The sequence below is a fragment of the Chryseobacterium sp. GM_Chr_2 genome (genome assembly GCF_026540445.1).
In the GTDB taxonomy this organism is placed as follows: Bacteria; Bacteroidota; Bacteroidia; order Flavobacteriales; family Weeksellaceae; genus Chryseobacterium.
Map to the genome: position 1 here is coordinate 136923 of NZ_JALNUD010000012.1, position 25577 is coordinate 162499.

A 25577-nucleotide genomic window follows, 5' to 3' on the forward strand; every position below is an offset into this window, starting at 1 on the left:
AGTTTTAAAAATGAAAAAAATACTATTTGGTCTTTTAGTAGGAGCATCTTTTATCTCTCAATCATGTATTAATGATAACGAAGATCCTGTTGCAGTATCTCCTATAGAAGGCGCAATCGTAAATCCTGTTGTTGGCGGTGCTACGCAGCCAAATCAGGTATGGTTTGATTTAAGTGAAGCAAATGAAGTTCTCACAAAAAGAACTGACTGGGATTTGGCATTATATTCGGGAAGTGCTTTTAAAGTTGTTTTAAACTCATCAATTATGATGGCAGCAGCTAAAATTCCTAATGCAACAAATATAGATTTGGTTACAGACGCAAGTGTTGCAACTTTGAAAACGCAGGTTCAGGTAGCAAATTTTAATCCTTCCAATGAGGTTTATATAGATGATGTTAAAGGAAATTTTCCTTCTGGATATACTGCTATAGAAGAAATTAAAGCAAATGATTCTGAAAATGCAGTGTACTTGGTAAATATGGGTAAAGAGATTTACACAGGTTCAGTTCCAATTGGTTCAGTCTCTACAGGTGGAGACAGTAGAGGTTGGATGAAAGTACAGATCGTAAGATCTGCTGATGGCTACAAAATAAAATATGCAGAGGTTACTTCTACTACACACCAAGAGTTGAATGTTGCTAAAAATGTGACATATAACTATAATTTTGTAAGCTTAAAAAATAATAAAGAAGTATTTATTCAACCTGAGAAGAAGAAGTGGGATTTATGCTTTACTGTATTTACCAATGTTATTGCAGGAGCAGGAAGTTACATTTACGCAGATTTTGTTACGAATAATAATGTAGGTGGAGTTGGAGCATATGAAGTGATGGTTACTTCGGGATCAGGAGTTGAGGCTTATAATAATTTTAAATCTTCTGATATTGATCAATCTAAATTTATATATAATGACCATAGAGTAATTGGAGCAAACTGGAGAAATCCTGTAGGTACTAATGGACTGGAAGTATATGGAGATCGTTTTTATGTCATTAAAGATTCCGATGGGTATTACTTTAAATTAAGATTCACGAGACTTACAAAAAGTGATACAGGAGAAAGAGGATTCCCTCAATTCGAATACAAACCTTTATAAAATCAAACAAATAGTATATCATGAAAAAATTCATTTTGGCAGCATCGGTTCTTATTGCAGTGTATTCATGTAAAAAAGAAACCGGAGCTAAAACTGAAACTACGACAGAAGTAAGTTCTGAAACACCAAAATCAAATAATAAAATTGTAACGTTAAACGGAGGAATTACGGAAATCGTAGCCGCTTTAGGTCACGAAAAAGAAATCGTAGCAACCGATGTTACAAGCACCTATCCTGAATCTTTAAAAACAACGGCTAAAAATTTAGGACACATGAGATCGATGACAATCGAGCCGATCATGTCAGTTAATCCAACATTGATTTTAGTTTCAGATAAAGATATTAACCCTGAATTGATGGGTAAAATCAAAGCTTCAGGAATCAAGACAGAGACTTTTAAACAAGAGTTTACGGTTGACGGAACTAAAAAATTAATCGCCGACGTAGCAAAAGCGATCGGAAATACAGATTATCAGAAACTAACGGATAAAATCGATGCTGATTTAAAACAAGTTCAGCCTATCGCTAAAAAACCTAAAGTATTATTCATCTATGCAAGAGGAAATATGCTGATGGTTTCAGGAACAAAAACTCCAATGGACGCATTGATCGGTCTTGCAGGTGGTCAAAATGCCGTAACTGATTTTGAAGATTTCAAACCGTTAACGCCTGAGGCTGTGGTAAAAGCAAATCCTGATGTTTTATTCTTCTTCTCAAGCGGACTGGAAAGTGCGGGAGGTAACGAAGGAGCATTAAAAATGCCGGGTGTTTCTCAAACCAATGCCGGTAAAAATAAAAATATTATTGCAATGGACGGAGGTTTGGTTTCCGGTTTCGGACCAAGACTTGGTGAGGCTGTTTTAGGATTAAATAAATTATTAGTTGAAAGCACAAAGTAAATTATACTTTTACATTACAATGAGTTCCACACTGCTTGTCATTCTTGCAGTATGGTCTCTTAATACAGGGGTTTACGACTTTGGTGGTAAATCTGCGTTTGAGGTGTTGGGTAAAGTAATGAAAGGAGATTCAACGTTGTCGTTGAGTGATAAATATGTAGTTTGGGATGTAAGAGCAGCCAGAATTATCATGGCAATTCTCATCGGAAGCATGCTTTCGGTATCCGGAACGAGCTTACAGGGATTATTCAGAAATCCATTAGCAACAGGAGATTTAATCGGGCTTACCGCCGGAGCTACATTAATGGCAGCCATTACCATTGTTTTAGGAGGATATTTCAGAGAATATCTTCCTGAAGTAGTACAGTTTTCGCTGGTCGGGATTGCAGCTTTCATTGGTTCGCTTTTAGCCATGCTATTGGTCTACAGAATTTCCACAAGCGGTGGCAAAACCAATGTGGTGATGATGCTTTTAACGGGTGTCGCTATTTCAGCTATTGGATTTTCCATCGTAGGTTTTCTGATTTATATTTCGAAAGACGAACAATTGCGAGATCTTACCTTCTGGAACATGGGAAGTTTAGCCGCTGCCACATGGACGAAGAATATTATTTTGACAGTGATTTTAATACTTTCGTATTCCATTCTTTTGCGAAAAGGAAAGGCGTTAAATGCCATGATGTTGGGTGAAAAAGATGCTCAGCATTTAGGAATTAATGTTGAAAAGCTTAAAAAACAAATCGTCATTATCGTATCATTAATGGTGGGAAGTTGTGTGGCTTTTTCCGGTACAATTGGCTTTGTAGGATTAATTGTTCCTTATATTTTAAGGCTTTTATTTAAATCAAATTACAACTATATTTTACCTTTATCAGCCATATTGGGAAGTGTTTTATTACTGGCGGCAGATACTATCAGTAGAAGTATTGTGCAGCCTTCCGAATTACCGATCGGGATTTTAACAGCTATGATGGGAGCTCCAATTTTCATTGCTATTTTAATGAAATTTAAAAAATCAATGTAATGGTTAAAGCAGAACAGATCAGTTATAAGCACAAGGATTTTTTTATTCTGAATGAAGTTGATGTCACTTTAGGCTATGGTGAATTTTTAGCCATTGTTGGTCCCAACGGCGCCGGAAAATCAAGTCTTTTGAGTGTTTTGGCGAATGAAGTAAAGTCGGATCAGAAGATTTTATTTAAAGATAAAAATATCCGCGATTGGAAGGTGGCTGAATTATCTAAACATAAAGCTAAATTCTCCCAGCACAACAGCAATGATATTCCACTTGAGGTAAAAGATGTCGTGATGATGGGGCGCTACCCTTATTTTGATGCACAACCAAGACAGGAAGACCATGAAGCCATGAATAATATGATGTATGAGACAGATGTTTATCATTTAAAAGACAGGGAGTATAATACTTTGTCCGGAGGTGAAAAACAACGTGTACATCTTTCAAGAGTAATGGCTCAGTTGCAGAATGATATTACCAATAAGCTTGTTTTTTTGGATGAACCTTTGAATAATTTGGATGTTAAACATCAATACAAAGCATTAGAAATCATTAAAAATTTCACCAAAAAAGAAAATTCGGCGATTGTTGTTTTGCATGATTTAAATCTTGCCGCACAGTTTGCAGATAAAATTTTATTGATGAAATCAGGAAGAGTGGCTTCTTACGGAACACCAACGGAAGTTTTTACGGCAAAAACCATCAGTGATGCGTATAATTTTCCGTGTACCATTTGCGACCATCCGATCACAAGCAACCCAATGATTATTTTTGGATAATATGGACAAAGAAAACTTAAAAATATTAGCTCAGAATTTAGCCAATCCTCAAGGTGAAAAAGGAATTGAGATCGGCGAGATGATGAATGCCACCAATATCGGGATGACGCTGGAAAGCATTAAAACACTTTTAATTGAAGATGACGAAACAGTTCTCGAAATCGGGCATGGAAATGCAGCTCACGTTAAAAGTATTTTAAACAAAGCTCAAAGCGTGAAATATACAGGGATTGATATTTCTGAAACCATGCATAACGAAGCCAAAAGATTAAATGAAGAGTTTAAAAATCAGGCAGATTTTGTTTTGTATGAAGGATCTAAATTGCCTTTCGAAGATAAAATTTTCGATAAAATATTTACTGTAAACACCGTGTATTTTTGGGAGAAACCGATTGAATATTTAAATGAAATTTACAGAGTGTTGAAAGACAACGGAACTTTTGTTCTTACGTTCGGACAACGAGATTTCATGGAAACTTTACCTTTTACCCAATTCGATTTTACATTGTACAATACTGATGAAATGGAAGAAACCGTTTCTAAAAGTCATTTCAAAAGAATGAAAATTTCTGAAAAGGAAGAAGAGGTAAAAAGTAAAACAGGAAACGAAACAATGACAAGAAATTATACAGTTTTAACCATAAAAAAATAAAATAATGAGCACATTAGTTAACGATTTAAAGGAAAAATGGGAAGCTCTGAAAGCTGAAAATCCGCATTTGAGAATCAGAAATGCAGCTGCGCAACTTGAAGTAAGTGAGGCAGAATTATTAGCAACAAACGTAGGAGAGGGCGTTACCGTTCTTAAACCTGAATTTCAAAATATTTTAACAGAAGTTGAACAGTTAGGTAAAGTGATGGCTCTTACGAGAAACGACGAGTGCGTTCACGAGAGAAAAGGAACTTATCTAAACGGAGATTTCAGCAGCCCGCACGCTCAGCTTTTTGTAGGGGAAGATATCGATTTAAGAATCTTCTTAAACCATTGGAAATTCGCTTTCGGTGTTGTGGAAGGTGATAAAAAAAGTCTTCAGTTCTTCGGAAAAGACGGTTTGGCACTTCACAAGATTTATTTAACAAAAGACAGTAACGACGCTGCTTTTGATGTGATTGTTGAAAAATTTAAGGCTGATGAGCAAAATTCTACATTAGAATTAGAAGCTGTGGCTCCAAAAGCTCCTGAAAAAGCCGATGCTGATATTGATGTGGAAGGCTTCCAAAAGGCTTGGTCTGAACTGAAAGATACGCACGATTTCTTCATGATGACAAGAAAATTCGGAGTGAGCAGAACGCAGGCTCTGAGATTGGCTCCGGAAGGATTTACCAAAAAAATTGATAATTCTAAAGTAGTAAATGTTCTTGAAGATGCTTCTGAAAAAGAACTTCCGATTATGATTTTCGTTGGAAACAGAGGAATTATTCAGATTCATACAGGAAATGTGAAGAAAGTTCTTTGGCACCAGCAGTGGTTCAATGTAATGGATCCTGATTTCAATTTACATCTTGATGTAACTAAAATTCATGAGGCTTGGATCGTGAAAAAGCCAACGGAAGACGGAGAGGTAACGGCTATTGAAGTATTTAACAGTGAGGGTGACTTCATCGCACAGTTCTTCGGAAAAAGAAAACCTGGAATTCCTGAATTACAAGAGTGGAAAGACCTTGTAGCAGAATTGGAAAAATAAATAGTTAGATGATTTTATAAGGCCGTTTTGGAATTTTCAAGGCGGCTTTTTTATTAGGCGGAAAAGTTAAATTGTAAAAAATGTAAATTTATCAGCGTCTAGTTTGTCATTCTGACGAAGGAAGAATCTCAATTTTATTTTTAGAGATTCTTCACTATGCTTTGCTCCGTTCAGAATGACAGCTAAGTATTAAATATGAAACTAAAAAAAATAAAAATATGAAAAACATTTTCATCGCGATATTATTAGCAGGTTTTTGCTCATTACAGGCACAAAGCTTCAAAGCCTATCAGTTTTACGATAAAAAAGGAAAAGAAATAAAGACTGAAAAATTGATCAAAGAATTGGCCGATTACGATGTGGTTTTCTTTGGCGAAAATCATAATAGCTCAATCAATCACTGGCTTCAGTTGAAAATTACAGAAGCTTTATTTGCTCAGAAAAACGGTCAGCTTATTTTGGGTGCTGAAATGTTTGAAAGAGATAATCAGTCTCAATTAAATCAATATTTTAACGGGAAATTTGATGCGAAAACATTGAAAGACTCTGCCCGTTTATGGAATAACTATGCAACAGATTACAAACCGCTGGTTGATTTTGCTAAAAGTAAAAAGCTGAATTTCATTGCAACCAATATTCCGAGAAGATATGCTTCTCAGACGGCAAAAGAGGGCTTGGAATCTTTGAATAATTTAAGTGAAAAAGATAAATCTTATATTGCGCAATTACCGATTAAAGTAACATTGGACACACCGGGTTATCCTGAAATGAAAACCATGATGGGCGACCATGCAGACGGAACAAAGGTTATGAATTTTATTTCTGCACAGGCAACGAAAGATGCCACAATGGCGGAATCTATTTTGAAAAACTTTCAAACCGGAAAAACGTTTATTCATTACAACGGAAATTATCACAGTAAGGAATTTGGCGGAATTTATTGGTATATCAAACAGAAAAATCCAAATCTTAAAATGGCAGTGATCTCTGTTTTTGAATCTGAAAATCCTGAATTAAAAGTTCCTGAAAAAGAGTATGTCCCAACAGATTTTAATCTGATTATCCCGAGTGATATGACGAAGACTTTTTAATTTCAAAATCTTACAAAATATAAAACGAGTTAACGCTCGTTTTTTTTTATTTAAAATTTAGCAGAAAAGTGTGTTTTTTGAATAAGTTCAATTTTTTTCAAGCTCTATCTTTCTAGATTTGTTTTCAACAAAATACCAAAACATTCGTGTAAGTATAAGAGCAGACAGATAAGAAAGTATTGATTTTAAAGTGTATCGTAGCACAATTATTGTGCAGTTATTATAGGTATTTGTTGTTTTGGAGACTTCGGTCTCCTTTTTTGTGAATTGAAATAACATTTTTATGCTTTTTTGAACTAGTTCAAGTTTTTTCAGGTCTATTGTTTCTAATTTTGTTTCAACAATTTACCAAAGCAAACACACAAAAAATGAAAAAAAATAAATTTAATTAAAAAAAATGTAGAGCATATTCATAACTGTGCATCGACAATAAGGTAATATTGTAAACCGAGGAAGCGAAAGCTTCCTTTTTTGTTTGATTCCTTATGATAAATAAAAATAGTTTAAATTTTTAATGGATGATGTTTTTTGAACTAGTTCAAACTTTTTGAATTTAAATGCATCTAAATTTGTCTCAGCAATTTACCAAAGCACAAGTATTCATGATGAAAAAATATAGAATTTAATCTTTTACATTTTACAAAGGGGTAAAATCAGAAGAGGGGGGAAGTCTTTGTACTTCCTTTTTTTGTTTGTTAGTTTTTCTCATAAAAAAATAATGATTGATACTTTTTTGAACTAGTTCAAACTTTTTCATCTGAAATGCTTCTAAATTTGCATCATCAATTTACCGAAAGCCAAAAATACAAATGATGAAAAAAAACAAAGAAACACGGTAAAGTTTGATTCTTTACATTTTAAGGGGTAAAATTGAAAGGAAGGAAGTCTTAGTACTTCCTTTTTTTATTTTTTATAATGAATATTTTTTATCAATTACAAGTGAATTATTTTAACTTGAATTTTTTATTTAATGTAAAATATTTTTGATAAAAATTGTTTTTTGAACTAGTTCAAGTTTTTTCTATTTCAATGAAGCTATCTTTGTATCAACAATTTACCGAAAATAAACACAAATACACAAATGATGAAAAAAAAAAGGGTAAGAGTTTTTTTCTTACAATTAATAAGGGGTAAAATTGGGAAGAAAGGAGACGAAAGTTTCCTTTCTTTATTTTTATAGGATATAGATTTTAGATAAATAATTGTACGGTTGATGTGATTAATGTAAATTTTAGAAATGATTAAAAATATTTTTAATAAAAATTACTTTTTGAACTAGTTCAAGTTTTTTACAATTCAATGTAGCTACATTTGTATCAGCAAATTACCAAAACGTAAAAACACAAATGAAAAACACAAATGATGAAAAAATATGAATTCCAAAGCGCTATTGTTTTGAATTTATTTATGGTAACTTGACACTAAGGAGGAAGCAAAAGCTTCCTTTTTTTGTTTTTATAAGTAATGAAAAATAAATGTATTAGCTATCTTTGTGATACATTATATCAGAATGAGAAAATTATCCTTTTTATTTATTCTTTTCATTGGTTTTATTCATGCTCAGCAATTAACTCAAGCTGAGATTTCAATTATTAATCAAGGTGATGTAAAATCTGCTTTGCCGATATTTCAAACGACTGATGATCATCAGCATAAAACGTTGTTAAGCCTTTCTACAGAAGCCAATCCTTTAGATCCGAATATTGCGACATTGGTAAAAAGAATGCAGCTTTCTTTATTGTCTACAGACGGTGGAGTAGGAATTGCCGCGCCACAGGTGGGAATCAACAGGAAAATAATCTGGGTTCAGCGTTTTGATAAATCCGGAGAACCGTTGGAATACTTTATTAATCCCGTGATTGTCTGGAAATCGGAGTTACAGAATTTGGGACCGGAAGGTGATTTGTCGATTCCTGATTTTAGAGATCAGTTTTACCGAAGCAAAGTGATTCAATTGGAATATGTAGATCTAAAAGGTCAAAAGTATTCTGAGATCGTAGAAGGCTTTACTGCCGTGATTTTTCAGCATGAAATCGATCATCTTTTCGGAATTTTAATCTCAGATAAAAAAGAAAAAGAGAAAAATGATTCTTATAAGCCAGTAGATGCATTTAAGAAAAGCGATTCGGTGACGAGGTAATTATTTTCTGTTAAAAAAATATTATTTGTTAAGTTCTTCAACCATTTTAATGATTTCTATAAAGTCATTTTCTTTTTTGAAAGCTTTTATTTTTTCAACAATTTCAGGATAATCTTTGAAGAAAATATATAAATTTTCTTTAGCTTTTTCGTATTTTTTATCCTTCATTCGGATCATATAAGGATATGCAACTAATTTTTTTTCGGGATCTGAAGAATCCTGAAATACAAAATTAGGATAGCTTTCAATTGTTCTGGAAACTGCATTATATCCAGTGATTAAGGTAAAATAGATATTAAATTTCCCTTCAGAAACAACTTCTCCAAAGGTTTCATTAATTGTTGTAAGAATGCCGACTAAGGCATAGCTATCAGCGTATGCTTTAAAATTATATAGAGGAACAAATTTCAGATTATCAGAAGAAAAACTAATAACATCCGTAGGTTGATATTTTACCGTGCTTTCCGTTGAGCTTTTTCTAAACTTCAGGTTGTCATTTTGGCTCGGAAACCATTTCAATTCGCCTTCCAATGTAGATCCATCTTTAAGAATAACTTTTCCATAATTAAATTTTTTTGCAAAAGAATATTCTTGTGCATACGAAAAAATTAAACTGAATGTTAAAATAAGGCTGAAGATTTGTTTCATGGTGTAATGTTATTGAAAAACTGTAACGTTTAAAGTAAAAATTTATTATGTATTAAAAGAGTTAATATTTCTTCATCTGCACATTAGTCACATTTTTAATTTTAATCTTTTTTCCAACTTTTTTCAACAAACCGGTTTCTGTATTTCGTTTAAATACAGTCACATTGCTGGAAACGGTATTGGCTGTAATCAAAAATTTTCCGCTAGGATCAAGAGTGAAGGTTCTGGGATGTTTTCCTTTTACCGATTGATAATCAACTATTTTTAAAGTTCCATCATTCTGAATAGAAAATATGGCAATATTATTTTCATTTCCACGATTGGAAGCATATAAAAACTTTCCGTCAGGCGAAATATGAACATCAGAACTTTCAAAATTATCTTTAAATTTTTCCGAATGGGTATAGATCCTCTGTAAATTGTTCAGTTTTCCACTTTCATAAGAATATACGCTTACCGCACCGCCTATTTCTTCAATAGAATAGGCAAATTTTCCGTTCGGATGAAAAGTGAAATGCCTCGGTCCGCTTCCCGGAGCTGTTTTGGTGAAAGGTATTTCAGCTTCTTGCAACGGCTGTTGGGTTTCACTTTCAAATTGATAGATTCTAATTTTATCCGCTCCTAAATCCGGAAGAAAAAGATAGTCGAAATTGGGAGAAAAAACAGTGGAGTGGATGTGCGAACGTTCCTGTCGAGCAGGATTTACACTTCCTTCCGAATATTGGATATTCTGAACATAAGGTTGAATTTTTCCGCCTTCTGAGATAGGATATACTGAAACACTACCTTGTGTATAATTTCCGTTTACCAGCCATTTTCCATTTTGATGAGCCATCAGATAAACCGGGTTTTCGCCGCCACTTTTTTGCTTGCTGATGAAGGTTAAAGCTTTCTTTTCAGAATTAAATTCAAAACTGCTCACACTTCCGCCATTTGGAGTTTTACTTTCTGTACAGGCAAAAAGATATTTTCCGTCAGAAGATAGCGTAAGATAAGATGGATTCGAAATGCCTTTGTAGGAGGTTACTTTTGAAAGATTACCTTTAATGGTATCCAATTCATATACATAAATTCCTTCTGAATCTTTATCCCAGTTGTAAGAACCGAAAAAAACGTATGTTTTTTGAGCGTGAAGTTGTAGATACGTAAAAGTCGCAATGGTGAGGAAAAGAAGTTTTTTCAATTTCAAAGGTTGATTAAAAAAATTAAAATTTCAGATTTCTTGCTTTAATCTCTTTATCCAGTTCTTTCGCTTCTGATTGATTTCGCATCAGCATGAATACAAAAATCAATGGGAAAAATGTGAAAAATCCGAGACCTTTTTTAACAGCACTAAAGACGGCAATTCCTACAAAAAAGCCTATTAATACAGCACTTATAATATTGGTGTTTTTAGCTTTCTTTCTTTTGTCCAGTAGCTCTTCGTCTGTTAATTCTGAAATTGTTTTTCCGTTCATTCCTTATTGTTTAATATTGATTTTTTAGGTTATTCTGTTTTTTAAATAAGACTTTAATAGCCGATTAAGATTCCATAAAAATAATTATTTCTTTATAATATCCCTTTGTTAAAACAAAAAAATCTGCTTCCTCAGAAACAGATTTGATATTTTGAATGAAACAAATTTAGTTGTTTGTCACGGAAAGTTTTACTTCAATATTATTTCTTGTCGCATTCGAATACGGACAGATTTCGTGAGCTTTTTCCGTTAAAGACTGGGCTTCTTCAATAGAAACTTCAGGAATATTCACATCCAGTTCCACTGCCAGACCAAAACCTCCGTTTTCCAACTGGCCAATGCTTACTTGCGCCGCCACTGTTGTTTCTCCGGTTTTTATTTTAGCTAAACTGATCACCCTGTTCAACGCGCTGTCGAAACAGGCAGAATATCCCGCTGCGAAAAGCATTTCAGGATTGGTGAAATCATCATTTGCTCCGCCTAGTGCTTTAGGCATTCTTACTTCAAGATCAAGAATTCCGTTTTCGCTTTTTACGTTACCGTTTCTACCTCCTTTGGCTGTTACTTTTGTTTTATATAAAGTTTTCATTTATTTTTCTATTTTGCTTAATATTTTTTGGACACTTTCTTTTAAATCAATCCAGTCTTGAGGTTGAACATCAACAATTTTATGAATCTTCGCCGGAATTTCGCAAGCCTTTTGCTGAAGGCCTTTTCCGGATTCTGTGATGAATACTTCAACCACTCTTTCATCTTCTTTTTTTCTTTTTCGCTGGATAAATCCTTTGGTTTCCAATCTTTTCAGAAGAGGCGTTAAAGTCCCGCTGTCGAGGTATAATTTTTCCCCGATGCTGCTCACCGGCAGTCCGTCGTTTTCCCACAAGATCATCATCACGAGATATTGAGGATACGTAATATCCAACTCATCGAGAAACGGACGGTAAAGCCCTGTAATCTCCTTTGCAATCACGTAAAGCGGAAAGCAGATTTGATTTTCTAATTTTAAAGATTTTGAATTTTCCATACGATTGAAAATGAAAAGTCTGTTGACTTTATTATTTTTTAATGATGAATTCCTCCATCGGAACTCGAACTTTCTTCATGGTAGAAAGCCAGTCTTTTTCTTCGTCTCTGTAACCAAGATACAGCAAACTTACACTTTTTAAACCTAATTCGTTTAATCCTAGAATTTCATCAACCACAGCAGTACTGAAACCTTCTGCGGGAGTACTGTCGATTTTCAACTCAGCAGCTTGCGCTAAAGCAAAACCTAAAGCAATATAAGTTTGTCTTGCCGTGTGGGCAAAATGTTCTTCTGCAGTTTGTGCATTGTACATTTCCTTAATTTTATCGGTATAACTTCCGAAACGTCCTCTTGGCAATTCTCTTACATCCGTGTGGTGATCATATACTTTATCGATTTTTTCATCGGAGTAGCTGTCCCAAGCTGCAAAAACCAAAACGTGTGAAGAATCTCTCATGACTTCAGGATTCAAAGCACCCTGAACCATTTTTTCTTTCAATTCCTGATTTTCAACCACAATAACTTTGAAAGGTTGAAGTCCTGAAGAAGTAGGAGCCAATCTTGCTGCCTCTAAAATAGTATTTAAATCTTCTTCTGATACTTTTTTTGTTGGGTCATAAGCTTTTACAGCGTGTCTCCATTTTAAATCTTCTATTAATGACATTGTATATATTTTAAAATTAAACTTTATTATTATTCAGAATTAGGTCTGAATGAATTAACTGTACAAATGTACAAACAATTATATTGTGTGCAATTTAATTTGCCGAAATTTAACATTTGAAAAAATCTATAATTTATATTTATGAAATTTTAAATAATTGATATTTAATTAGATAATAAAAAAAAACTGCATTGGATGAATGCAGTTTTAAAATTTTTATGTCTGATAAAATGATCTATTTTTTAATTAAATCGCTTTTCAGAATTATATTTTTAATCTCTGTTTCAAAATAATAATATAAATCACTGTTTTCATTCATCTGGTTTTCAAGAACAATGATGCTTATATCGCTTTCAGGAATATAAATGTTGAGCGATGCAAAACCGTCTCCAAGTCCTGTATGGCCGAAATACTGAACATTTTCATCATTAACGATTCTTATATTATATCCGTAACCCATTTTTTCTTTTCCGAAAACGTCATGTTGTGACATTACTGATGGAGTCGTCATTAAACGATAAGAGCTAAAGTTGAGGATTTTATTCTTATGAAGCTGATCATTCCAGATCGAAAGATCTTTTGCGGTAGTTATCACGCCATCTGCAGGAAGATTTTCATCATCGATAAAAGATTCGTCGACGGTACTGAAAACATTATTATTAACCATGTGACCCGTAACAAGTCTCCCTTTATTTTCTTTAGAATAGCAGAAAGTATCCTTCATTCCCAATTGCTTAAAAAGTTCTGTTGCCAGCTGTTTATAGGACTGTCCTGATACATTTTCAATGATTTTTCCTAGTAGAATATTGGAAAGATTGCCGTATTTAAAATCTGTTCCGGGCTCGAACATCAAAGGCTTTTCAAGATCTGTAAGTCCATGAGTATGATTTAAGAGTTGATGAACAGTCACTTTTTCAGCCCAAGGTTGTGTAAGATTTGGTAAATAACTTTTAATAGGAAATTTTAAATCTACTTTTCCTTTTTCCACTTCTTTCAATAGTAAAACCGCTGTGATCTGTTTGGTATTCGACATGATTTCGAACTGATCGGTAAGTTGCAAAGGATTCTGATGAGTAATATCTCTAAAACCATGCGCCCTGGAATATTGCGGCTTTCCGTTTTTAGTGATTAATACAACTCCATTAAATATTCTGGGTTCTTTGACACTGATTAAACTGTCTATTTCGAAAATATAATTCGTCTGCGCGAAAGACGTGAAGAATGAAAATAATAATATAAAGGTTAATAGTTTGAAATTCGTCAACATTGGGATCTTGGTTAATTTTTTGAATTCCAAAAATAGAATTAAAAATTAAATTTAGCTAATGAAAATAAGGGTTTAACAAGCCTTTATGATAAAAATTAAACCATCAAAAAATTGATGGTTTAGTAAAATTTTTATTTGAATTTTAATTCTGCTTCAAAAACTTCCACAAAATGCTTTCTGATCTTTGCTTTAATATCTTCCATTTCTTCAGGCGTGAGTTCTCTTTCAAGCTCTCTTTTCAAAGAAGTCACCTGCTTATCTTTGATTCCGCAAGGTACAATGTATTCAAAATAGCGCATATCTGTATTTACATTCAAGGCAAAACCGTGTAACGTAACCCAACGGGAAGCCTTTACACCCATTGCACAGATTTTTCTGGCATACGGTTTTCCGACATCCAGCCAAACGCCTGTTTCGCCTTCCGAACGTTCACCTTTCAAACCATATTCTGCGATGGTTCTGATGATTACTTCTTCAAGATTTCTCATATATTTATGAATGTCGGTGAAGAAATTTTCAAGGTCTAGAACAGGATAACCAACGATTTGTCCGTAACCATGATAGGTGATATCGCCACCACGATTTACTTTTACAAAGGTGGCATCGATTTCCTTTAATTTGTCAATTCCGGCTAACATATTTTCTTCATGTCCGCTTTTTCCCAACGTATATACATGAGGATGCTCTACTAATAGAAAATGATTCGGAGTTATACTATGTTGTTTAGCAGGTAAATCTCGGTTTTTAATTTTGGTATCAATAATATCTTTCATCAGTTTTTCCTGATAATCCCAAGCGGGCTGATATTCTTTTACGCCTAAATCTTCAAATTCTACTACTTTATTTTGAATTGTGTTCATACCATTTTTTGAATAGACAAATTTAGTGATTTTTACCCTTTTATGGAATGGACAAAATCTATGGCTTTTGTTTTCCAATCTCTATTTTGTAGTAAAATATTCACAAAGGCAGTTCCGATGATACCACCGTCTGCTTTTTCGGTTACATTTTCAAAATCTTCTTTTGATTTAATTCCGAAACCAATCATCACGGGATTTTTCAAGGGAAGAGAAGCTAATCTGGAAAGATAGTCTTCATTTTTCAAAACTGCATTTTTATTTCCTGTTGTAGATGAGGAACTTACCGCATATAAAAATCCTGAACTTAATGAATCTAAATACAAAATTCTTTCATCTGAAGTTTCGGGCGTAACCAAAAATGTAAAGTTTAAGTGATATTTTTCTAAAATTTTCTGATAATTTTTTTTGAATTCAATAGCCGGTAAATCCGGAATGATGAGCCCCGAAATACCACTTTCAGAGCATTCTTTGCAGAAATTTTCAAATCCGAAACTTAAAACAGGATTAATGTAACCCATCAAAATCAAAGGAATTTTAATTTCGTTTTTAATGGATTTTAATTGAGAAAATAATGTGGAGATGGTCATTCCGTTTTTCAGAGCCAGTTCGTGAGCCTGAGAAATTACCGGACCATCTGCCACAGGATCAGAGTACGGCATCCCGATTTCGATCATATCGGCTCCCGAATCCTGAATTAATTTTATAATATCAGCAGTATCTTCCAGTTGGGGAATTCCTGCCGTAAAGTATATGTTTAGTTTTTTCATATTTAAATTTCAATTGATTTTAAAATTCTTCCATCGGACAATCTCCATTCCGTTAGTCCATTTGCGCTTCTACCCATTACTATTGCAGCAGCTGTGGATGGACTGCTAAATAAATAATCTTCCGTGAAAATCAATTTATTATCAATATTTATAATTTTTTGCTCATCAATTAATCTTTGTCTATAATTTATGATTGATTGATTTAAAGAACTCGTCACGGAATCGGCAATTTCAGAGTCTTTTAAAACAACAAAGCCTTCATTAGTAATCTGCCCTTGAGCGTTTGCTCCTCTTGTAGCTTTAATATAAAAAGTATTATTTACTTGTTCCTCAATTGTTTGATTTTCATGAATCAATTCTTCAAAAATCTTATATCCCAATGTATTAGTCAATAATTTTATATTTTCAATAAATTCTTCCATTTCGGCTCTATCTGATTCTGAAATACTTGAGCGGGTTGGAATATTTGAATTATCTAAATTATATCTGTTAACCTTTTTAGCAGTTTCATAAAGTCTATTTTCTAAATATTTTACGTGAGCCTTATTTAGATTTTCATCTTTACTTATAAAAATAACGGCTTCATTCCAAAAGTCTTTGCCAGAAACATGTTGAGTGATTCTTTTATATATTTCTTCACCTTCTCCAATATAAGCTAAATCTTTATTGTCCGTTGATTTTCCAAAAAGAATATAGATTCCTGTACTTTCCAATTCTGTTCGATCAGCAGAAATTTTTATTTTATTTCTAGGAATTTTGAATGCTTTTCCTGTCCAATTTGAAAGTTCACATGTTAATCTTCCATTAGGTTCTCCGTCAATAAGAAATATTTTAATTGTTTTCCCAAACATAATTGTTAATAGTTTTTTACAAAATTAATCATTAAGATGTTTCAAATACGTTTCCATATCCTTATCGCCACGACCACTTAAGCAGATTACAACGACATCATCTTCATTAAATTTCTTTTTGTCTAAAACCGCCAACGCGTGAGAGCTTTCCAACGCGGGAATAATACCTTCGAGTTTTGTGAGTTCAAAAGCAGATTGTAAGGCTTCGTCATCATTAATACTGAAAAATTCTGCACGTTTTTCCTTAAATAAATTAGCGTGAAATGGCCCGATTCCCGGATAGTCCAACCCAGCAGAAATAGAGTGGGGCTCGATCACCTGACCATCTTCCGTTTGCATGACCAAGCTTTTACTGCCATGCAAAACGCCTAACGTTCCCAAAAAAGTGGTGGCTGCAGATTTTCCGGAATCTACGCCAAAACCTCCGGCTTCAGCGGCAATAATTTTTACATTTTCTTCATTTACGAAATGATAAAAAGTGCCTGCAGCATTGCTTCCACCACCAACACACGCGATAACATAATCTGGGTTGGAACGACCAATTTTCTCCTGAAGCTGTTCTTTAATTTCTTGTGAAATAATACTCTGAAACCTCGCTACCAAATCCGGGAAAGGATGAGGCCCAACTACACTTCCGATCACATAATGTGTAGTCACAGGATTGTTGATCCAGTCTTTTAACGCTTCATTTACAGCATCTTTTAATGTTTTTGAACCTGAGGTTGCTGCAATAACTTCTGCGCCTAGCATTTTCATTCTTGCCACGTTCGGAGCTTGTCTTTGAATATCAATTTCGCCCATGTAAACGATACATTCAAGACCTAATAAAGCACAAGCTGTTGCCGTTGCTACGCCATGTTGTCCGGCTCCGGTTTCTGCAATAATTCTACTTTTTCCGAGACGTTTTGCCAATAAAACCTGTCCGAGTGCATTGTTGATTTTATGCGCTCCCGTGTGATTCAGATCTTCTCTTTTCAGATAGATTTGAGTATTGTATTTCTGACTTAAATTTTTTGCAAAATATAAAGGTGTGGCACGGCCAACGTAATTTTTTAATAAATCCTGATATTCCTGTTGAAAATCTTCCGATTCAATGATTTCAAGATAGTTTTTCTGTAATTCCTCTACATTGGGGTAGAGCATTTCGGGAATGAAAGCTCCTCCAAATTCTCCATAATATCCGTGTTCATCGGGATTTTTATAATTCATTTTGTAATGTATTTATGAATGAAATATTATATTCCAATTGTTGTTTTGTAATCTGTTTATTTTGAAATAATAATTGAATTTTAGCGGTTAAATCAATTAACATTGTCAAATTTGGTTTAGATTGATACATATTTACTGCAATTTCCAGATTGTCTATTAGGAAGTAAGAATCCAGCTTTTCATATAAGCAGAAAATCTTACAGTAAACAATTCCGAAATCATATTTTACAATAGCTTTTACATTGTTATCCAGTAATTTATCGGCAATGACGACAAGATGATAACTATCCCAAAGATGAATGGTTTCAAAAAAATACTGAATGTCTTCTCTGTTGAAATTTTTAATAATATCAATGAAATCACTTAATAATCCACCGATGTACCAACTTTCTGTATTGCTGTCATTCTGAGAAATAAATGTATGTAAATTCTCAATCTTTTCATTTTTAAACTTTATAGGAAAAAAAGCCTGATGAACGGATTTTCCAAGAGATTCAAAGTTCATCCGCTTGATTTTCAAAAGCTTTAATTTTTTCGAATAATATCTTTTCAAAGTGTGTTGTTTTTTGTGTTTATTTACATGTTTTCAAAGGAAGTCCCGAAGGAACGACTTATAACAGAATTGGATGCTAGTCCAATTTAAATTATAGAATTATTTTCAATCCCATAAATACCTTTCGTCATATTTCATTTTTTGTTTTTCCAGCATTTCTATCAGTTCATCTTTATAACTTTTAGTTTGATGATGCTCTCTCTGATTTTTAATATAATTCTTTACTGCATATACATTCTCCTCATTGATGGAAAATGCACCATAACCATCTTGCCAAAAGAAATTTTCATATTTCTTTCCCTTTGTTTTAATCCATTTTGAAGAATGTGCTTTCACTTCTTGTACCAGTTTCATTAAAGCAATTTTTTTAGATAACAAACAAAGGATGTGGATATGATTATCTGTTCCTCCAATTTGTAATGCTTTACTGTCACGATCTTTGCATAATACGGCAATATAAGAAAACAGTTCTTTCTCTATTTTTTCCTCAATGAAATCTTCTCTCTGTTTTGTACTAAAAACTATGTGAACGTAGTTTTTGACTAATGATTGTGACATTTTATTTGTGTTTTTTTTAATCGGATTAGTATCCGATTCTGTTTTAAGTCGTCCTTTCAGGACTCCCATTTATATCATATCTTTAAATACTTTTATTGTTTTTATATTTTTTATTCCGGGCTCAATTTCAAATTTTGAATTAATATCTAAAGCAAAAAGTTTTTGATTTAAAATATTCAATTGATTTATATTTTCTTCTGAAATTCCGCCGCTTAAAAAATAGGGTAGAGGAATTTCAATTTCATTCAGAATATTCCAGTCAAATTGTTTTCCTGTGCCGCCGAATGCTTTTGAATCAGTATCGAATAGGAGGTAGTTGATGGTTGATGGTTGAGAGTTGATGTTTTGCTGGAGCTTACCTTTAACTTCTGACTTCTCACTTCCTATTCTGATTACCTTAATAATTCTGGTTTCAATATTTATTTTTTTTCTTAATTCAATAATAAAATTTTTATCTTCATCGCCGTGTAACTGTATAAAATTCAATTTTGCTTTTTCGGCTGTTTCAATAATTTGATCTAAACTTTCATTAACAAAAACTCCCACTTTTCCTTGATGCTCAATATTTGAGATTTCCTCTAAACTCAAATGATTCAAAACATATCTTGGCGATTTTTCATAAAAAATAAAACCTAGAAAATTTACATTCATAGAAATTAATTCTTGAATTTGGTCTAATTGAGTTAAACCGCAAACTTTCAGTTTTGTTTTGTTCTGATTAGTAGATGATTGGTGAGTCATTGTTACACTTCTAGACGTTTGATTATTAAATATTTGAGATGAATTCTTCGAAAGCTCCCGCTGGATTATTATTTTTCATAAAATATTCACCCATTAAGAAACCATTAAATCCTTTTTCTTTTAAATATTGAAAATTTTCAATACTGTAAATTCCGCTTTCCGCCACTGAAAGAACATCATCTGGAAGTTGATTTTTCAATTGAACAGAATGTTGTAAATCAACTTTAAAATCTTTTAAATTTCTATTGTTAATGCCTACTAAATCAATGTTTTTGTTAAAATGCTTCAATTCTTCTTCTGTGTGAATTTCCAATAAAACTTCCATTCCAAGTTCATGAGATAAAGCGGTAAATTCCTGAACCTGTTGAGGAGAAAGGCATGCGGCAATTAACAAAATAACATCCGCGCCGATGCTTTTAGCCTCATAAAACTGATATTCATCAATCATGAAATCTTTTCGCAGAATGGGAATATTGATGTGATTTCTTACATTTAAAATATCACCAAAACTTCCTCCAAAAAAATCTTTATCCGTTAAGATAGAAATTCCGCTTGCTCCAAATTTTTCATAGGCTGAGGTGACTTCCAAAGGTGAAGCTTTATCATTTATAATTCCTTTTGAAGGCGATTGTCTTTTGAATTCGGCAATAATTCCACTTTTGTCTTTTATGCTTTCTTTTAATGAAAAAGTTTTTCTTCCGAAAAATTCAGAATCTTTCAGTTTCTCAATTGAAATCGTGGATTTTGAAAAAGTGACTTCTTCTTTTTTTCTTGCTATAATTTTATCGAGAATATTCATACTTCATTATTTTTTAAGGTTTTTATAATTTTAAACCAAGCCATTTTTTGTTTCCTGTTCGTTCTACCGTTTCTTTTAATGTACTTTGTATCGTATGACCATAAAAATCTTTAACATCGGTGCTGGCTCCATTTTTTAGCAGTAAAACTGCAATATCGTAAAGATCGTATTGAATAGCTTTTAAAAGAGGAGTTTGTTTATCGTCGTTGGTTTGGTTCACATCAGCTCCTTTTTGTATTAAGAAATCTACTGCTTTGAGATTTTTTTCGTTCCAAACCGCCACTAATAGTGCTGTTTCTCCATCGTTTTTCTGTATATTTACGTCTGCGCCATTTTCCACAAGATATTTTGTAATTTCGAAATTGGTTTTCCATAATGCTTCCGTTAGCGGAGAAACACCTCCGAAACCTTCGCTCTTTTGGTTTATATTCGCTCCCTTTTCCACAAGGTATTTTACTTTTTCAATACAGTTGGAGGAAACCGCTTCTATTAATGGTGTTTTTCCGTATTTTTCAGTATTTATTTTCGCTCCCTTTTTTATTAAAAAATCCATAAGCTCCGTTGAGCAGAATTCATTGCTTGAGGCGCAGGAAAGTGGAGTTATACCATCTTTAGAAACCGCATTGATATTTCCGCCTTTGCTCACAATCTTCTTTGCAATGTCAGTAAAACCTCTTTTGCAGGCATACATCAGAGCGTTTTCTCCATCTTTTGGATTGGTGTAATTTACATCAGCACCTTTATCTATTATTTTTGAAATAATTTCTTGAGAAATAGTTCCGGAGTACAATGCATCCAAAAGTGTGCTTCTTCCTGTTTCTTTGTTGGAGCTGTTTACGTTTACATTTAGATTTAACAATTTTTTAGCAACGTCGTTCCATTCATAAGCTAAAGCCCATTGCAAGGCAGAAGTTCCATTTAAATCTTTACTATCGATCTTAGCATTTGCATTGTTGTTCAGCAGAAATTTTGCCATTTCCTCGTTTCTATTAGCACAAGCTAGAAAAAATGAAGTATGACCAGCTTTATTTTGAAGATTAATCTCCGCATTGTTGTCGAGCAGCAATTCTGCGATTTTTATTTGATTATAAAAAGTTGCTACCATCAGCATTGTCCATTCTTTATTGGAAGTATCAGTTACATTTTTTTGTCTTCCTCCTCTAAAAAATCCATCAAATCGGGAATTTACATCGATTCCTTTGTTGAGTGCATCTTGAACACCTTTAACATCTCCATTTTTAATGATCTCTATTATTTTTTCGCTTTCGGCTTTTGGAAGTTCAATAATTTTTTCCTGAGTTTTTACAACCGGAATTATTTTTTTCTCAGCGGGTTTATCTTTACAATTTTGTAATGAAAAAGAAAAAACTAAAAATACGAGTACTTTATTCATTTGTGTTTTATTTTTAATTATTCACTAATTGCTTCAAGACATTTCAATGCTTTCCCGCCAAACAAACTTTCCTGTGCCAACAAAAGACAATCATCATAATTTCCAAATTTATGGGTATGATAAAGCGCAACCGAAGCATTTGCTAAAACCACTGAATTCTGTGATTCTGTTCCTTTTCCGTTCAAAACATTTCTAAAAATCTGTGCCGTTTCCTGAGTGGTTTTTCCGGCCTGAATACTTTCTGCGGTTACCGATTCAAATCCCAAATCTTCTGCCGAATAAATTTCGTCCCCATTTTTCGTAATAATTTTACTATCCTGCGTCAGGCTGATTTCATCATAGCCATCCATTCCATGAACCAAAATAAATTCTTTGTCATCTTTTTGGAGCAGGTATTGATAAAGTCTGGCTATTTCCAGATTATAAACTCCAATCATTGAATACTGTGGTTTTGCAGGATTTACCAAAGGTCCCAAAAGATTGAAAAAAGTTCTCAATCCCAACGATTTTCTCAGCAAACCAACTGATTGAAGGGCAGGATGGAAGTACGGTGCATGTAAAAAACAAATATTTGCCTTTTCCAGATCTTCCTGCAATCTGGCGGAATCATTTTTAAATTCATAGCCTAATTCTTCCAAAACATTAGAAGCACCTGTGGTCGTAGAAGCTCCGTAGTTGCCATGTTTTGTTACTTTTTGTCCGGTTCCCGCCACTACAAAACTTGCCAATGTTGAAATATTGATCGTATTTTTTCCGTCGCCGCCCGTTCCGACAATATCAATTGCATCACTTGTATCTAAAGTTACCGGAACCGCCATTTGCAGCAGTGCTTCACGGAAACCTTCAAGTTCTTTCAGCGTGATATTTCGCATTAGAAAAACGGAAATAAAGGCAGTAACTTCTGTCGCATTAAATTTATTTTGAGCAATTTCAATCATAATAGCTTTTGCCTCAGATTTCGACAAAGTGTGATGATTAAATAAATATTGCAGTATTTCTTTCATTTTTGGAAATTTTTGGGTGGAAGGAATTTCTAATGTTTTCAATTGAGAAGGAAATTTTTAATGATTACCTCTCCGTCCGGAGTTAAAATACTTTCAGGATGAAACTGAACACCATGCACATCATATTCTTTATGCTGCAATGCCATGATCATTCCGTCTTTATCTACTGCCGTAATTTCTAGTTCATCAGGGAAATTTTCCGGATTCACTGCCCAACTGTGATATCTTCCGACTTCCAAACCGCTTGAAAGATTTTTGAAAAGCTTAGTATCATTTTTAACCAAATCAGCCGAAGTTGCAACACCATGAAAAATTTCCGAAAGATTAATTAAGCTTCCGCCAAAAGCTTCTGCAATGGCCTGTTGACCTAGGCAAACACCCAAAATACTTTTCGTAGAAGCATATTCTTTAATTAACTCCAACAAAATACCAGCTTCTTCGGGAATTCCCGGACCTGGCGAAAGAATGATTTTATCGTATTTACCAATTTCCTCCAGCGTAATTTGATCATTTCTAACCACATCAACTTTTGACCCCAAAATTCGTTCAATAATCTGAACTAAATTATAAGTAAAGCTATCGTAATTGTCGAAGACAAGGACTTTAGTTTCAGAGTTTGTACTTTCTATTGTATTGTTCATTTTTCTCTTTTTTAATTAATTTTCAACCAATTTTTCCGCCTTTTCAACAGCTTTTTTCAGAGCATTCAGCTTATTATTTACTTCCTGCAATTCACTTTCAGGGCTTGATTTTGCCACCAATCCTGCGCCTGCCTGATAATATAAAGTATTGTTTTTGCTTAAAAAAGTTCGGATCATAATGGCTTGATTGCAAGTTCCATTTAGACCAAGCATTCCGATGCAGCCACCATAATAACCGCGGGAATCTTTTTCATATTTATTGATTAATTGTAATGCTTTATGCTTAGGAGCACCGCTTAAAGTTCCCTGTGGAAAGGTAGTTGCAACCATTTCAAACGGATTTGTTTTTTCCGTTAAATCGGCGGTAACTTCGCTTACCATGTGGATGACGTGAGAGAAAAGTTGGATTTCCTTTAATTTTGTGACCGTGATATTTTTACCTAATTTTCCTAAGTCATTTCTCGCCAAATCAACGAGCATCGTGTGCTCTGCATTTTCTTTAGGATCACTTTTTAAGGCTTCAATAGATTGTAAATCAATATCAAAATTCCCTGTTCTTTTGAAAGTTCCGGCGATAGGGTGAATGATAGCCTTATTGTCTTTAATAATTAATTGACTTTCAGGGCTTGAACCAAATAATTTGTAATTTCCGTAATCGAAGAAAAATAAATACGGCGAAGGGTTGATATTTCTCAACGCTCGATATACATTGAACTCGTCACCTTTAAATTTCTGTTCAAATCTTCTGCTTAATACCAACTGAAACACATCTCCTCGCATACAATGTTTTTGCGCAGTTTCTACCAGATCAAGATATTCTTCATCGGTCATATTTGAAGTTTCTTCACCATTTTTTTCAAAAGGATAAATAATGGTATTTTGATTTTTAATCAGACTTTCTAATGAATGAAACTCAGATTTTACACCCTGAATTTGGTTTTCAATAATATGCATTTCATCATTATAATGGTTGATTGCAATAACATATTGATATAATCTGTAACGAAGAATCGGAATCTCAACTTCAGGACTTTGTGCTTTAAATTTTACATTTTCAAAAAACTGAACGGCTTCAAAACTGGTGTACCCAAAAAGACTTTGTGCTGTTTCTTCAATCGAATCACTGGCTTTTTCACATTCAAAACATTTTGAAAAATCCTCGAAAATATCCGAAACTTTATGATCGATAATGAATTGTTTTACAGGGTTTTCTCCCGGAAACTTAATTTCAAATTCATTTAAATTTTTAATTTCAATTCCGGCAACCGCATTGATGGCGATAAACGAAAAATTATTATCAATATTCTTAGCATCAGAACTTTCCAGAAGAATAGTGTCCCTGAATTTATCCCGAACCTGCAAATAAATATTCATCGGAGTCTGAAGATCACCCAATGTTTTTTTCGAGGTCGTTTTAATTTTTATTTTTTTATTGAACATGTAAGGTTAATTTTAAATTTATGGTAAACAAAAAAAAACTTCAACGGCATCCGTCAAAGTCTTTATTATATTGTTTTAATTGTATCTCTGTTGCGTTCTATTTACAACATGACAATAACATCAGACCCGACGAAGAGTTTGAGTGCCACCACCAAAAATTGTTGTTCATATTTAACATGGGACAAATGTAGAATATTTTTTTGATACACAAAACAAAAAAAGTGAAAATAAACAAACTTAAAATTAAATTCATGTATTTAAACAGTTGATATTTAATTCAATAGAATTACTTTTTTTATTAAAGAACAAGTTCTGTGATGGGAAGATCGGGAGTTCCGCTATAAAAAACAATCAAAGTTGCACCTTTTTCTCCCGTTTTACCGCGATGAGGAACGTTTAACATTTCCGGAACAATTTGCCCTTGTCGGAACCATTGTGTTTCGCCGTTGTCTCTTCTTTCAACCTGAATTTCACCTTTTTCAACATATGCTGCATTAATGACCGGATGCTTGTGCCAATCCAGCGCTTTATTGGGTGGAACTGAAATCTTTAAAACAGTAATTTCTGGTTGTCCCTCCGGATATTTATCATACAAAGCGCCATCCCACGATTTTTGCGTTTTTAATAAAGTAACCGATTCTATTTTATCAGAATACTCAGAAGATTGATCGTCTGAAGACGAATTGTCGCAAGAAAGTGTTGCAACTAAAAGGGAAGTAATGAATACTGTTTTCAGTAAAGTCTTTTTAGGCATAAATTTTTTTTTCATTTTAATCATTTAATTAATCGATTGCACAAAAATAAAAATTTTCATTAAAAATCACTAATCAATGAATTAAATAAAGTAAAAAGGTAAAGGTAAAAAGAGCCAGATCGTAGAGAAATAAGGTAAGAAAGTCTTTGATTTTTATTTCAAATATACTTTCAATAGCGGCGGGTTGATCGAAAAAGAGTAGTGCTGAATTAAGAATTGATGAGACTGTATAATCTAACAGG

28 protein-coding genes are annotated in these 25577 nt (G+C 33.4%); 8 read left to right on the plus strand and 20 right to left on the minus strand.

Annotated elements, in window-relative coordinates; translation table 11 throughout:
• Positions 1–10: 10 nt before the first annotated feature.
• The 8 genes from OXQ85_RS17330 (at position 11) to OXQ85_RS17365 (ending at position 8705) form a co-directional block, all read left to right on the plus strand.
• Positions 11–1096 (plus strand): HmuY family protein, encoded by a 1086-nt coding sequence (locus tag OXQ85_RS17330; protein ID WP_267406108.1) that lies wholly within the window; start codon positions 11–13, stop codon positions 1094–1096.
• 20 nt (positions 1097–1116) lie between these two features.
• Positions 1117–1995 carry an ABC transporter substrate-binding protein gene (locus tag OXQ85_RS17335; protein ID WP_267406109.1) on the plus strand — a complete coding sequence of 293 codons (879 nt, stop codon included), beginning with the start codon at positions 1117–1119 and terminating at the stop codon, positions 1993–1995.
• On the plus strand, positions 1979–3019 hold the full coding sequence (locus tag OXQ85_RS17340) for an iron ABC transporter permease (protein WP_267406110.1): 1041 nt from the start codon (positions 1979–1981) through the stop codon (positions 3017–3019). Before OXQ85_RS17335 ends, OXQ85_RS17340 begins: the two co-directional genes overlap by 17 nt.
• A complete protein-coding gene (locus tag OXQ85_RS17345; protein WP_267406111.1) occupies positions 3019–3789 on the plus strand; it encodes a heme ABC transporter ATP-binding protein in 771 nt (256 codons plus the stop codon). Before OXQ85_RS17340 ends, OXQ85_RS17345 begins: the two co-directional genes overlap by 1 nt.
• A 1-nt stretch (position 3790) precedes the next feature.
• A complete protein-coding gene (locus tag OXQ85_RS17350; RefSeq protein WP_267406112.1) occupies positions 3791–4441 on the plus strand; it encodes a class I SAM-dependent methyltransferase in 651 nt (216 codons plus the stop codon).
• A gap of 4 nt (positions 4442–4445) precedes the next feature.
• Entirely contained in the window at positions 4446–5474 is a 1029-nt protein-coding gene (locus OXQ85_RS17355; protein ID WP_267406113.1) for a ChuX/HutX family heme-like substrate-binding protein, read from the plus strand.
• A 218-nt stretch (positions 5475–5692) separates the two neighbouring features.
• A complete protein-coding gene (locus tag OXQ85_RS17360; protein WP_267406114.1) occupies positions 5693–6565 on the plus strand; it encodes a ChaN family lipoprotein in 873 nt (290 codons plus the stop codon).
• Positions 6566–8075: 1510 nt separating this feature from the next.
• Positions 8076–8705 carry a peptide deformylase gene (locus tag OXQ85_RS17365; protein ID WP_267406115.1) on the plus strand — a complete coding sequence of 210 codons (630 nt, stop codon included), beginning with the start codon at positions 8076–8078 and terminating at the stop codon, positions 8703–8705.
• Positions 8706–8726: 21 nt separating this feature from the next.
• Here OXQ85_RS17365 and OXQ85_RS17370 read toward each other — a convergent pair whose 3' ends face one another.
• From OXQ85_RS17370 to OXQ85_RS17465, 20 genes are all read right to left on the minus strand, one after another.
• Complete coding sequence (locus OXQ85_RS17370; protein ID WP_267406116.1) at positions 8727–9353, minus strand: hypothetical protein; 627 nt, start codon at positions 9351–9353, stop codon at positions 8727–8729.
• 61 nt (positions 9354–9414) lie between these two features.
• The gene (locus OXQ85_RS17375) at positions 9415–10536 is read right to left on the minus strand and encodes a lactonase family protein (RefSeq protein ID WP_346659717.1); all 1122 of its coding nucleotides are present in this window, start codon (positions 10534–10536) and stop codon (positions 9415–9417) included.
• Between the two features lie 22 nt (positions 10537–10558).
• Positions 10559–10810, minus strand: a complete 252-nt coding sequence (locus OXQ85_RS17380; RefSeq protein WP_267406118.1) for a hypothetical protein — start codon at positions 10808–10810, stop codon at positions 10559–10561.
• A 166-nt stretch (positions 10811–10976) separates the two neighbouring features.
• Positions 10977–11399, minus strand: coding sequence for an organic hydroperoxide resistance protein (locus OXQ85_RS17385; RefSeq protein WP_267406120.1), 423 nt, complete (start codon positions 11397–11399; stop codon positions 10977–10979).
• Positions 11400–11834 carry a MarR family transcriptional regulator gene (locus OXQ85_RS17390; RefSeq protein WP_267406121.1) on the minus strand — a complete coding sequence of 145 codons (435 nt, stop codon included), beginning with the start codon at positions 11832–11834 and terminating at the stop codon, positions 11400–11402.
• 31 nt (positions 11835–11865) lie between these two features.
• A complete protein-coding gene (locus OXQ85_RS17395) occupies positions 11866–12498 on the minus strand; it encodes an NAD(P)H-dependent oxidoreductase (RefSeq protein ID WP_267406122.1) in 633 nt (210 codons plus the stop codon).
• A gap of 235 nt (positions 12499–12733) precedes the next feature.
• Positions 12734–13765, minus strand: coding sequence for a serine hydrolase domain-containing protein (locus tag OXQ85_RS17400; protein WP_267406123.1), 1032 nt, complete (start codon positions 13763–13765; stop codon positions 12734–12736).
• A gap of 131 nt (positions 13766–13896) precedes the next feature.
• Complete coding sequence (gene lipB, locus OXQ85_RS17405; RefSeq protein ID WP_267406124.1) at positions 13897–14625, minus strand: lipoyl(octanoyl) transferase LipB; 729 nt, start codon at positions 14623–14625, stop codon at positions 13897–13899.
• Positions 14626–14657: 32 nt separating this feature from the next.
• A complete protein-coding gene (gene trpA, locus OXQ85_RS17410; RefSeq protein WP_267406125.1) occupies positions 14658–15392 on the minus strand; it encodes a tryptophan synthase subunit alpha in 735 nt (244 codons plus the stop codon).
• 2 nt (positions 15393–15394) lie between these two features.
• A complete protein-coding gene (locus OXQ85_RS17415) occupies positions 15395–16243 on the minus strand; it encodes a GIY-YIG nuclease family protein (protein WP_267406126.1) in 849 nt (282 codons plus the stop codon).
• A 24-nt stretch (positions 16244–16267) separates the two neighbouring features.
• Positions 16268–17452 (minus strand): tryptophan synthase subunit beta, encoded by a 1185-nt coding sequence (gene trpB, locus OXQ85_RS17420; protein WP_267406127.1) that lies wholly within the window; start codon positions 17450–17452, stop codon positions 16268–16270.
• Entirely contained in the window at positions 17442–17957 is a 516-nt protein-coding gene (locus OXQ85_RS17425) for a hypothetical protein (RefSeq protein ID WP_267406128.1), read from the minus strand. The genes trpB and OXQ85_RS17425 overlap by 11 nt, the downstream gene beginning before the upstream one ends.
• A 153-nt stretch (positions 17958–18110) precedes the next feature.
• The gene (gene tnpA / locus OXQ85_RS17430; RefSeq protein WP_267406129.1) at positions 18111–18563 is read right to left on the minus strand and encodes an IS200/IS605 family transposase; all 453 of its coding nucleotides are present in this window, start codon (positions 18561–18563) and stop codon (positions 18111–18113) included.
• Positions 18564–18632: 69 nt separating this feature from the next.
• Positions 18633–19304 (minus strand): phosphoribosylanthranilate isomerase, encoded by a 672-nt coding sequence (locus OXQ85_RS17435; RefSeq protein ID WP_267406130.1) that lies wholly within the window; start codon positions 19302–19304, stop codon positions 18633–18635.
• Between the two features lie 25 nt (positions 19305–19329).
• Positions 19330–20103 carry an indole-3-glycerol phosphate synthase TrpC gene (gene trpC, locus OXQ85_RS17440; protein ID WP_267406131.1) on the minus strand — a complete coding sequence of 258 codons (774 nt, stop codon included), beginning with the start codon at positions 20101–20103 and terminating at the stop codon, positions 19330–19332.
• 22 nt (positions 20104–20125) lie between these two features.
• Entirely contained in the window at positions 20126–21496 is a 1371-nt protein-coding gene (locus tag OXQ85_RS17445; protein ID WP_267406132.1) for an ankyrin repeat domain-containing protein, read from the minus strand.
• Positions 21497–21513: 17 nt separating this feature from the next.
• Positions 21514–22500, minus strand: coding sequence for an anthranilate phosphoribosyltransferase (gene trpD, locus OXQ85_RS17450; RefSeq protein WP_267406134.1), 987 nt, complete (start codon positions 22498–22500; stop codon positions 21514–21516).
• Positions 22501–22538: 38 nt separating this feature from the next.
• Positions 22539–23141, minus strand: coding sequence for an aminodeoxychorismate/anthranilate synthase component II (locus OXQ85_RS17455; RefSeq protein ID WP_267406135.1), 603 nt, complete (start codon positions 23139–23141; stop codon positions 22539–22541).
• A gap of 15 nt (positions 23142–23156) precedes the next feature.
• Positions 23157–24581 (minus strand): anthranilate synthase component I family protein, encoded by a 1425-nt coding sequence (locus OXQ85_RS17460; RefSeq protein WP_267406136.1) that lies wholly within the window; start codon positions 24579–24581, stop codon positions 23157–23159.
• A gap of 298 nt (positions 24582–24879) precedes the next feature.
• Positions 24880–25350 carry a cupin domain-containing protein gene (locus tag OXQ85_RS17465; protein WP_267406138.1) on the minus strand — a complete coding sequence of 157 codons (471 nt, stop codon included), beginning with the start codon at positions 25348–25350 and terminating at the stop codon, positions 24880–24882.
• Positions 25351–25577: the final 227 nt, after the last annotated feature.